We start from the raw sequence: 8,726 nt of genomic DNA, 5'->3' as shown, positions 1-8,726 counted from the left end.
GGCACGATGCCGCTGGACATGCCTGAGTCGGTGCTGGTCCGCTTCAAGGGCAAGATGCAGCCGGGCGTCACGCTGCGTGACCTCGTCAACGCGATTCCGCTGTACGCGATCAAGCAAGGCATGCTGACGGTCGCCAAGCAAGGCAAGAAGAACATCTTCTCCGGCCGCATCCTCGAAATCGAAGGCCTGCCGGACCTGAAGGTCGAGCAAGCGTTCGAGCTGTCGGATGCGTCCGCCGAGCGTTCGGCTGCCGGTTGCACGGTGCACCTGAACAAGGAACCGATCATCGAGTACCTGAACAGCAACGTCACGCTGCTCAAGTGGATGATCGCGCAGGGCTACCAGGACCCGCGCAGCCTGCAACGCCGCATCGCGGCGATGGAACAGTGGCTGGCCGACCCGCAACTGCTGTCGCCGGATGCCGACGCCGAATACGCGGCCGTCATCGAGATCGACCTCGCCGACATCCACGAGCCGATCGTCGCCTGCCCGAACGACCCGGACGACGTGAAGACGCTGTCCGACGTCGCCGGTGCGAAGATCGACGAAGTGTTCATCGGCTCGTGCATGACCAACATCGGTCACTTCCGTGCCGCGTCGAAGCTGCTCGAAGGCAAGCGCGACATTCCGGTCAAGCTGTGGGTCGCGCCGCCGACCAAGATGGACCAGAAGCAACTGACGGAAGAAGGCCACTACGGCGTGTTCGGCACGGCCGGCGCACGGACCGAAATGCCGGGCTGCTCGCTGTGCATGGGCAACCAGGCACAGGTGCGCGAAGGCGCGACGGTCATGTCGACGTCGACCCGCAACTTCCCGAACCGTCTCGGCAAGAACACGAACGTGTACCTCGGCTCCGCTGAACTGGCGGCGATCTGCTCGCGTCTGGGCAAGATCCCGACCAAGGAAGAGTACATGGCCGACATGGGCGTGCTCACCGCGAACGGCGACAAGATCTACCAGTACATGAACTTCGACCAGATCGAAGACTTCAAGGAAGTGGCCGATACCGTGCAGGTATAAGTACGCAGTCGGGCTGCGGCGGGTGGTCGACGTCGCAGCGCACCGAAAGGCGCCGCGGGCCGAATGGCCGCGGCGCTTTTTTATGCGGGATGGAAACGACGGCGCGACCGCCGCTGCACGACACGCATGCGGCGTCGCCGCCCGGCTCACGAAGGATCGCGCCGGATCACCAGTTCGTTGAAGCCGGTGCCCGCATCGGGCTCGCGCGAGAAACGATGCGCGGACAGCAGCGCAAGCAGGATCTCGGCCGTCGTGCGCACCACGCAGCCGCGCGCGACATGGCCGCCCGTCACGCGGCCGTCCGCATCCGAGATCGACATATGCAGATGCGCGCCGTCCGGCGACACCGAGCCGGCCAGCGTCAGGATTTCGAGGTCGCCGCGCAGTTCGGTCGGCTGGTCGACGCCGGCGAAGCGCAACTGCGCGACGCTCAGGCTGCCGATCCCCTGGATCACGAAGGCCGCGTGCGCTTCGTGCCGATGTAGCGCTGCCTCGATGGCGCCGCGCAGATCGTCGCCGGGGGAAAGACGCAGAGGATGGGCTTGCATGGTCGAGAACCTGTTGGTCGATCGTGGGGTCGACCAAGCGTACGTTCGCCCGGGGAATCCGGCAAGTCGGCCCGCTTACATGCCGCGATCGCTCGCCAGCAACCCGTACAGCGCGCTGTCCGACACTTCGTCGCCGACGATCCAGCGTTCGCGCAGCAGCCCTTCCCGCACGAAGCCGAGCCGCTCGAGCAGCCCCGCCGACGCAGCGTTGCGCGGATCGATATCGGCCTCGAGCCGGTTCAGCCGCAGCGTGCCGAAGGCATGGTCGATCAACGCCGACGCCGCTTCGCGCATGTATCCGCCGCGCCAGAACGCGCGCCGCAGGCTGAAGCCGATCTCGGCGCGCCGGCACTGCTCGTTCGCGTGGAACAGCACGCATTCGCCGAGCGCTTCGCCGGTTTCCCGCAGTTCCAGCACGCAGGTCAGGCTCTCCCCGCTCGCGGACGTCTGCACGTTGCGCGCGACGCGCGCCTCGGCTTGCTCGATCTGCGTCATCGGCGAGAACGAGAAGTAGCGCATCGCTTCCGCATCGGACCAGATCTCGAAGAAGGCCGGCGCGTCGGCGTCGCGAAGCGGCCGCAGGACAAGGCGGGAGGTAGTCAGCGTGACGGGTTCGAACAGGGGCATGGCTTTCGTCTGACGAAATCGGGACCGTGAATTAGAACACGCGAGCCGCGCGCCAACAATCGCGCGTACGCTCGGCGCCGCACACCACTGCGGGAGCGCCGCGAAACAAAAAGGCCCGGGGAACATCGCCCGAGCCTTTCGGTTCACGCCATCCGCCGCTGCGGAATACGCTTACGCTTCGAGCGCTTCCAGCACCTTCCCCTTCGTCTCGATTCCGACGAAATGCACGGTCACCGCCGCGATCAGCGGCACGACGCCGATCAGGTAGAACGCCGGCGCGAGGTTCCCGCCGATGATCGCGTGCGGCACGATCATCGGCGCGGCGAACGACGCGATCTTCAGCCACGCGCTGCCGAGCCCGCAGCCCGACGCGCGAATGCTCGTCGGATACTGTTCCGGCGTATAGACGTACGCGGTAATGAAGCCCGACGCCATCAGCCCGAGCGACAGCGAGCAGAACACCGCGACCACGTACACCGACGACGCGTGATAGATACCCGCGAGCGCCAGCGACAGCGCGCACAGCACGAACGACCACACGATCACCGGCTTGCGGCCGAGCTTGTCGACCAGCAGCGCGGAAGCGAGCGACCCGAGCACGCCCATCACCGAACCGATCACCGCGAGGTTCAGCGCGAGCTGCAGCGGCGCGTGATAGAAGTTCTTGTAGATCGTCGGCAGCCACGTCGACAGCCCGTACTGGATGAACCCGCAGGTCGCCCACAACGTCGCCACCGCGAGCGTGCGCTTGCGATACGCGGCGCTGAACAGGTCGCTCATCCTGCGCTTCGGATGCTGGCGCACCATCTCGTCGAACGCGGCCACCTGCGTGACCGGCGGCAGCTCGCCGCGCACCGATCCTTCGAACACGCCGACCGCACGCCCGGCTTCCGCGAGCCGCCCGCGCGACGCGAGCCAGCGCGGCGATTCCGGCACGAGGTGGATGAGCACGAGCGACAGGATCAGCGGCAGCCCGCCGACGAAGTACATGATCTCCCAGCCGAAACGCGGCACGAGCCACGCGCCGAGCGCCATCGACACGAGCAGGCCGATCGGGAACACGATCTCGTACAGCAGCACGAAGCGGCCGCGGCCATGTGCGCGCGTGATCTCGTTGATGTACGTCGCGGCGACCGGCAACTCGCCGCCGAGCCCGAGCCCCTGCAGGATTCGCAGCAGCACGAAGATCTCGAAGGTCGGCGCGAAGCCGCACGCGATGCTCGTGATGCCGATCACGGCCGAGCTCCACGCGATCGCCTTCACGCGGCCGTGCTTTTCGGCGAGCGCGGGAAACAGGAATGCGCCGATCAGCTGGCCGATCGCGCCGGACGCGATCAGCATGCCGATCTGCGTCGGCGACAGCCCCCATTTGTGAATCAGCAGCGGCAACGTCGCCGCGATCGTGATCACGTCGAAGCCGTCGAAGAACGTCGCGGTGCCGATCAGCACGCGTGCGCGGATCTGCATCGCGTTGGCCGGAAGCCGCTCGAGCCGCGCGATGATCGCGCCGGGCGTGGAGGCGGCAGCTTCCGTCGCGGCCCTGCCGGCCACGACATTGTCGAAAGTGCTCATGCGGGGGATCTCCTGGATCTCTTTCCGGGTTGGGCCGGTCAGGCAAGCGCTTGGGTCGTGTCTGCCAGGGCTTCCGTATTCACCGCCCGGCCCTGGTTCATCCACTTGCGCGCGAGCTTCAACTCACGCGCGTTGTTCACGGCGATGACACCTCTCACATGCCCGTCGCCGACAAAAAACAGCGTCGCACGACGCGCGGCGAGATCGCCGCGCACGACGAGCTGCGCATCGGCCGGCAGATCACCGAGGATCTGCAGGTTCACGTCGTACTGATCGGACCAGAACCACGGAATCTCCGCGTACGGTGCACGCACGCCGAGCACGGCCTTCGCCGCCGCGATCGCCTGGTTCTGCGCGTTGGCCCACGATTCGAGCCGCACGCGCCGCTTCAGCCAGCCGTTGTGATGGTTCGCGACGTCGCCGCACGCGAAGATCGCCGGGTCGCTGGTCGCGCCGTATTCGTCGACGACGATGCCGTCGTCGATCGCGAGCCCCGCGTCGCTCGCGAGCGATGCATTGAGCGCGAGGCCGATGCCGGCCACCGCGAAATCGGCGTCGATCGTCGTGCCGTCGGCGAGCGTCGCCCGCACCTTCGACGCGTCGTCCGGTTGCGCATCGAGCGATTCGAGTGCCACGCCAAGTCGCACGTCGACACCGTTCGAACGATGCAGGTCGAGCAGGAAGTCGGACACGATCTGCGGCACCGAGCGGCCGCACAAGCGCGGCGCGCCTTCGACCACGATTGCATCCACGCCGAGCTTGCGCGCGGTCGCCGCGACTTCGAGGCCGATCCAGCCGCCGCCGATCACGAGCACGCGCCGGCTCGCGCGCAGCTTCTCGCCAAGCGCGGCCGCTTCGTCGAGCGTACGCAGGTAATGCAGGTGCGGCGTCTTGACGAGCGCATCGGGCAAGCGGCGCGACGTGCCGCCGGTCGCGATCACGAGCCGGTCGTATTCGATCTCGCGGCCGCTTTCGGTTTTCACCACGCGGCGCGTGCGATCGATCGACGCCGCGCGTTCCGGCTGCCACGCTTCGACATTCAGCGCGTCGAATTCGTCGGGGCGCACGACGCGCACCGTTTCGATGTCCGCGTCGCCGGCCAGCACGGCCTTCGACAACGGCGGGCGCTCGTACGGCAGATGCGGCTCGTCGGCGATCATCACGAGACGGCCCGCGAAGCCTTCGGCGCGCAGCGTCTTCAGCACCCAGCCGGCCGCCTGGCCGCCGCCGATCACGACGACCGTGCCCGGCGCGGGCTGCTCCTGTGTGTTTGCTTCGCTCACGATTTGCGCTCCGTCATGAACTTGCCTTCCGGCGCCTTCGCGTTCTTCTGCCGGCGCGTGTTGCCGTCGAGGCCGCCGTCGACCGCCCATTCGGCGAACACCGTCGGGCCCGGTTCGAATTCGCGTGGCTGCCATTCGGGCGTCAGCACGTCTTCGTCCGCGTAGTACTCGATCAGCGCGCCAGCCGGATTCTGGAAGTACCAGAAGTACGCGGACGACACCGGATGACGCCCCGGGCCGAGCTGCGTTTCCCAGCCGCAGCGGTCGATGTGCATGCCGCCGCCGAACACTTCGTGGATGTCGCGCACGGTGAACGCGACGTGGTTCAGGCCGCGCTTGCCATTCGGCAGCGCGAGCAGGAACAGGTCGTGATGGCCACCGTGCGGCGCGCAGCGCATGAATGCGCCGCGGCCCGGATAACGGTCCGACGTCTCGAAGCCGAGCAGCTCGTGATAGAACGTTTCCTGTGCGTCGAGGCAGTTCGTGAAGAACACCACGTGCCCGACTTCGACCGGCTCCGCACGCGCATAGATCGGGCTCGGCTGGTCGACGCGCAGCGTCTGGCCCCACACATTCGACGGCGAGCCGGTGATGTCGAGCGCGCGCTTGCGCGTCACTTCGATACGGATCGCCATCCCGTTCGGATCGATGCAGCCGACCGCATCGTCCTGCGCGTAATAGCCGGGCTGGCCGGCCAGCTTCGTGCGCAGTGCGTCGAGTTCGCGCGGCGTCGCGACGCCCCACGTGACTTCACGCAGCGTCGGGCCGGCCTCGAACGCGGGCGGCAACGACGGATCGTCGGCTTTCACGACCAGCACGGTACAGCCGTTCAGCGTCTCGAAACGCGCACGCGTGTCGTCGTGCGCGATTTCCTTCAAGCCCCAGTCGGCGAAAAAGCGTCGGCACGTCGCGAGGTCGTCGACACCGTACGTGATCTGCTCGATTCCCAAGATGCTCATTGCGTCATTCCCCTTCGCTCAGTTCGCCCACGGCAGCGGCGCGTCGTTCAAGCCCCAGTAGAGGCTCTTCTGCTGCATGTATTCGCGGATGCCGAGACGCCCCTTCTCGCGGCCCATCCCGCTCTCCTTCCAGCCCGAGAACGGCGTGGAGATCGAAAACAGCTTGTACGTGTTGATCCAGACGGTGCCCGTCTCCAGCGCACGCGCGATGCGCCATGCACGCTTGTAGTCGCGCGTCCAGATGCCGGCCGCGAGGCCGAACACGCTGTCGTTCGCCTGCGCGATCAGCGACACCTCGTCGTCGAACGGCATCGCGACCAGCACCGGCCCGAAGATTTCCTCCTGGCAGATGCGCGCGCTGTTCGGCAAGCCTTCTAGAATCGTCGGCTGATAGAAGAAGCCGTGCTCGCGCCCGTCGCCCGACGGCCGCTCGCCGCCGCACAGCAGGCGGCCGCCCTCTTCCAGCCCGAGCGCGACGTAGCGTTCCACCGATTCGCGATGCTTCGCGGTGATCAGCGGGCCCATCTGCGTGTCGGGCCGCGTCGGGTCGCCCACGCGCAGCTTGCGTGCGCCGGCCACCAGCCGCTGCATGAATGCGTCGTACACCGCGCGCTGCACGAACAGCCGCGAACCGGCGATGCAGGCTTCGCCAGACGAGCTGAAGATGCCGTACAGCACGCCGTTGACCGCGTGATCGAGATCGGCGTCGTCGCAGACGATCGTCGGCGATTTGCCGCCGAGTTCGAGCGATACCGGCATCAGCTTCTCGGCCGCGATGCGCGCGATGCCGCGGCCCACTTCGGTGCCGCCGGTGAACGACACCTTCTTCACCAGCGGATGACGCACGAGCACGTCGCCGATCACCGAGCCCTTGCCCGGCAGCACGCTCAGCACGCCCTTCGGCACGCCGGCTTCCTCGCAGATGCGCGCCAGCGCGAGCGACACGAGCGGCGTGACTTCGGCCGGCTTGAGCACCACCGCGTTGCCGCCGGCGAGCGCCGGCGCGAGTTTCTGCGCGTCGGATGCGATCGGCGAATTCCACGGCGTGATCGCCGCGATCACGCCGATCGGCTCGTACACGCTCATCGTCAGGTAGTCGCCGCGCGACGGCGTCAGCTCTTCGTCGAGCGTTTCGAGGCAGGCCGCGAAGTAGCGGAACGTGTTCGCGGCGCTGGCCACCAGCACGCGCGTCTCGCCGATCGGCTTGCCGTTGTCGCGGCGCTGCAGGTTCGCGAGCGCTTCCTGGCGCTGCATGATCAGGTCGGCGATGCGGTACAGCACGTGCGTGCGCTGGTGCGGCTTCAGGCCGGCCCAGTCGGCGCGACGCCATGCGGCGTCGGCCGCCACGACGGCGTCGGCCGCGTCTTCCGCGTTCGCCGTCGACACTTCCATGTTCACCGACTGGTCGGCCGGATAGATGCTCGTGTAAGGCGCGCCACGGCCGCGCCGCCACTCGCCGCCGATCAGGATGTTGCCGTCGGGTACGAGGCGCGTATCGAAAGGAGTCATGTCACAAGTCCCACAAATCTGTCTCTGCACATCCGCCCTCGCCGTGGCGCGGGCGGATGCTCGATGGTCCGGTCAGATCACGCAGCAGGCCGCGCGGTTGCGCAGCGCGCGAATCGCGCTGTACGCCGTCAGCGCGGACGTCTTCGGGTTGTCGGGCAGCGGCTTGCCGCTCATCTCCAGCGACATCTCGCCGAATGCGCCGCGCGCGGTGATGCGGTGCACGTTGCGCTCGACGGCCGGATCGGCGATCAGGCGTACGTGCGTCGCGTCGAGGCCGAGGCCCGCGAGCGCCACCGTCGCCGCGACATTCGCGTTCTTCGGATACAGCCGCGCGGCGTCGCGCGCGCTGCCTTCGAAGATCACCTTTTCCTCGGTCATCGCGCGCAGGTCGCACAATTCCTCGGCCGGCGTGCCGAGCCAGCCGAGCGGCGGCTTGCGGCCGACGTACCGCACTTCGTCGAGCCCGCCCTCCTTCGCGGACGCCAGCGCGTCGATGCCGCCGATCGCGCCGGACAGCAGCGTCACCGTCGTGCCGCCTTCGTCGGCGGCCCGCGACAGCACGTCGAGCAGCGCGAGATCGGACAGCGCGCCGATCGACGCGACCGCGCAGTCGGTACCGGCCTTCAGCAGCGGCACGACGTGATCGACGAGCGCGCCGTGGCCCGCGCATTCGAGCGCGAACTCGGGGCGGCGGGCCAGCGCGTCGACCGACGACACGACCTCCACCGCGCCGCCGAGTTCGCGCTGCACCGCCGCGCGCTGGTGTTCCGGCACGATCACGTGCGCGACGCGCAACGACGCATCGTGCTCGACCGCGCGGTACACGGCCGCGCCGATCGCGCCGAAGCCGATCATCGCGACGTCGACGGGGGCGCGCGCCCGCTTTTGCCCGTTATGCATACTGGCGCTCCGTCGGCGCTTCCTTCTTCACCGGCGGCCCCGCGAAGTTCGACGCGAACGAGCCGACCGACAGCATGTCGACCTCGACCATCACCGGCCCTTCCTTCGCGATCCCTTCGCGCACGATCGCTTCGGCCTGGTCGAGCGACGTGATCCGGTAGTGCGTGAGGCCGAAGCTCGCGCAGAACTGCGCGAAATCGGGCTGGTGCAGCTGCACGAAGCAGCGGCGGCCGCCGTAATGCGCATCCTGGATGTTGCGGATCACGCCGTAGCACTGGTCGTTCATCAGCACGATCATCACGTTCGCG

General features: G+C 67.6%; 9 protein-coding genes. 1 reads left to right on the top strand and 8 read right to left on the bottom strand.

Translation table 11 applies throughout. The annotated features are described in order from the left end of the window. Positions 1-1,020 (top strand): aconitase family protein (locus JMF90_RS12485; protein WP_236597975.1); only part of this gene is annotated, 1,020 nt, incomplete at its 5' end. A gap of 146 nt (positions 1,021-1,166) precedes the next feature. On the opposite strand, the gene JMF90_RS12480 is transcribed toward JMF90_RS12485, so the two are convergent. The 8 genes from JMF90_RS12480 to JMF90_RS12445 all read right to left on the bottom strand — a co-directional run. Next, on the bottom strand, positions 1,167-1,568 hold the full coding sequence (locus JMF90_RS12480; protein WP_011547435.1) for a PPC domain-containing DNA-binding protein: 402 nt from the start codon (positions 1,566-1,568) through the stop codon (positions 1,167-1,169). A 75-nt stretch (positions 1,569-1,643) separates the two neighbouring features. Then, positions 1,644-2,195, bottom strand: coding sequence for a GNAT family N-acetyltransferase (locus JMF90_RS12475; protein WP_011547434.1), 552 nt, complete (start codon positions 2,193-2,195; stop codon positions 1,644-1,646). A gap of 171 nt (positions 2,196-2,366) precedes the next feature. Continuing rightward, positions 2,367-3,767, bottom strand: coding sequence for an MFS transporter (locus JMF90_RS12470; RefSeq protein ID WP_011547433.1), 1,401 nt, complete (start codon positions 3,765-3,767; stop codon positions 2,367-2,369). A 38-nt stretch (positions 3,768-3,805) separates the two neighbouring features. Then, complete coding sequence (locus tag JMF90_RS12465) at positions 3,806-5,050, bottom strand: NAD(P)/FAD-dependent oxidoreductase (protein ID WP_011694776.1); 1,245 nt, start codon at positions 5,048-5,050, stop codon at positions 3,806-3,808. Continuing rightward, positions 5,047-6,009 carry a VOC family protein gene (locus JMF90_RS12460; RefSeq protein WP_011547431.1) on the bottom strand — a complete coding sequence of 321 codons (963 nt, stop codon included), beginning with the start codon at positions 6,007-6,009 and terminating at the stop codon, positions 5,047-5,049. The genes JMF90_RS12465 and JMF90_RS12460 overlap by 4 nt, the downstream gene beginning before the upstream one ends. 18 nt (positions 6,010-6,027) lie before the next feature. Next, a complete protein-coding gene (locus JMF90_RS12455; RefSeq protein WP_011547430.1) occupies positions 6,028-7,518 on the bottom strand; it encodes an aldehyde dehydrogenase in 1,491 nt (496 codons plus the stop codon). Positions 7,519-7,590: 72 nt separating this feature from the next. After that, positions 7,591-8,418 carry an aspartate dehydrogenase gene (locus tag JMF90_RS12450; protein ID WP_011547429.1) on the bottom strand — a complete coding sequence of 276 codons (828 nt, stop codon included), beginning with the start codon at positions 8,416-8,418 and terminating at the stop codon, positions 7,591-7,593. After that, positions 8,411-8,726, bottom strand: a 316-nt coding sequence (locus tag JMF90_RS12445) for a thiamine pyrophosphate-dependent enzyme (RefSeq protein ID WP_236597974.1), incomplete at its 5' end; no start/stop codon positions are given. The genes JMF90_RS12445 and JMF90_RS12450, both read right to left, overlap by 8 nt.

It is taken from the genome of Burkholderia sp. E168m23, from assembly GCF_016586125.1.
GTDB classification, from domain to species: Bacteria; Pseudomonadota; Gammaproteobacteria; order Burkholderiales; family Burkholderiaceae; genus Burkholderia; species Burkholderia orbicola.
This window is presented reverse-complemented; position numbering and strand designations above follow the sequence as displayed.

Coding starts and splice junctions, on each gene's coding strand:
- JMF90_RS12450 (WP_011547429.1), bottom strand. CDS start 8,418: ATGCATAACGGGCAAAAGCGGGCGCGCGCCCCCGTCGACGTCGCGATG.
- JMF90_RS12455 (WP_011547430.1), bottom strand. CDS start 7,518: ATGACTCCTTTCGATACGCGCCTCGTACCCGACGGCAACATCCTGATC.
- JMF90_RS12470 (WP_011547433.1), bottom strand. CDS start 3,767: ATGAGCACTTTCGACAATGTCGTGGCCGGCAGGGCCGCGACGGAAGCT.
- JMF90_RS12480 (WP_011547435.1), bottom strand. CDS start 1,568: ATGCAAGCCCATCCTCTGCGTCTTTCCCCCGGCGACGATCTGCGCGGC.
- JMF90_RS12460 (WP_011547431.1), bottom strand. CDS start 6,009: ATGAGCATCTTGGGAATCGAGCAGATCACGTACGGTGTCGACGACCTC.
- JMF90_RS12475 (WP_011547434.1), bottom strand. CDS start 2,195: ATGCCCCTGTTCGAACCCGTCACGCTGACTACCTCCCGCCTTGTCCTG.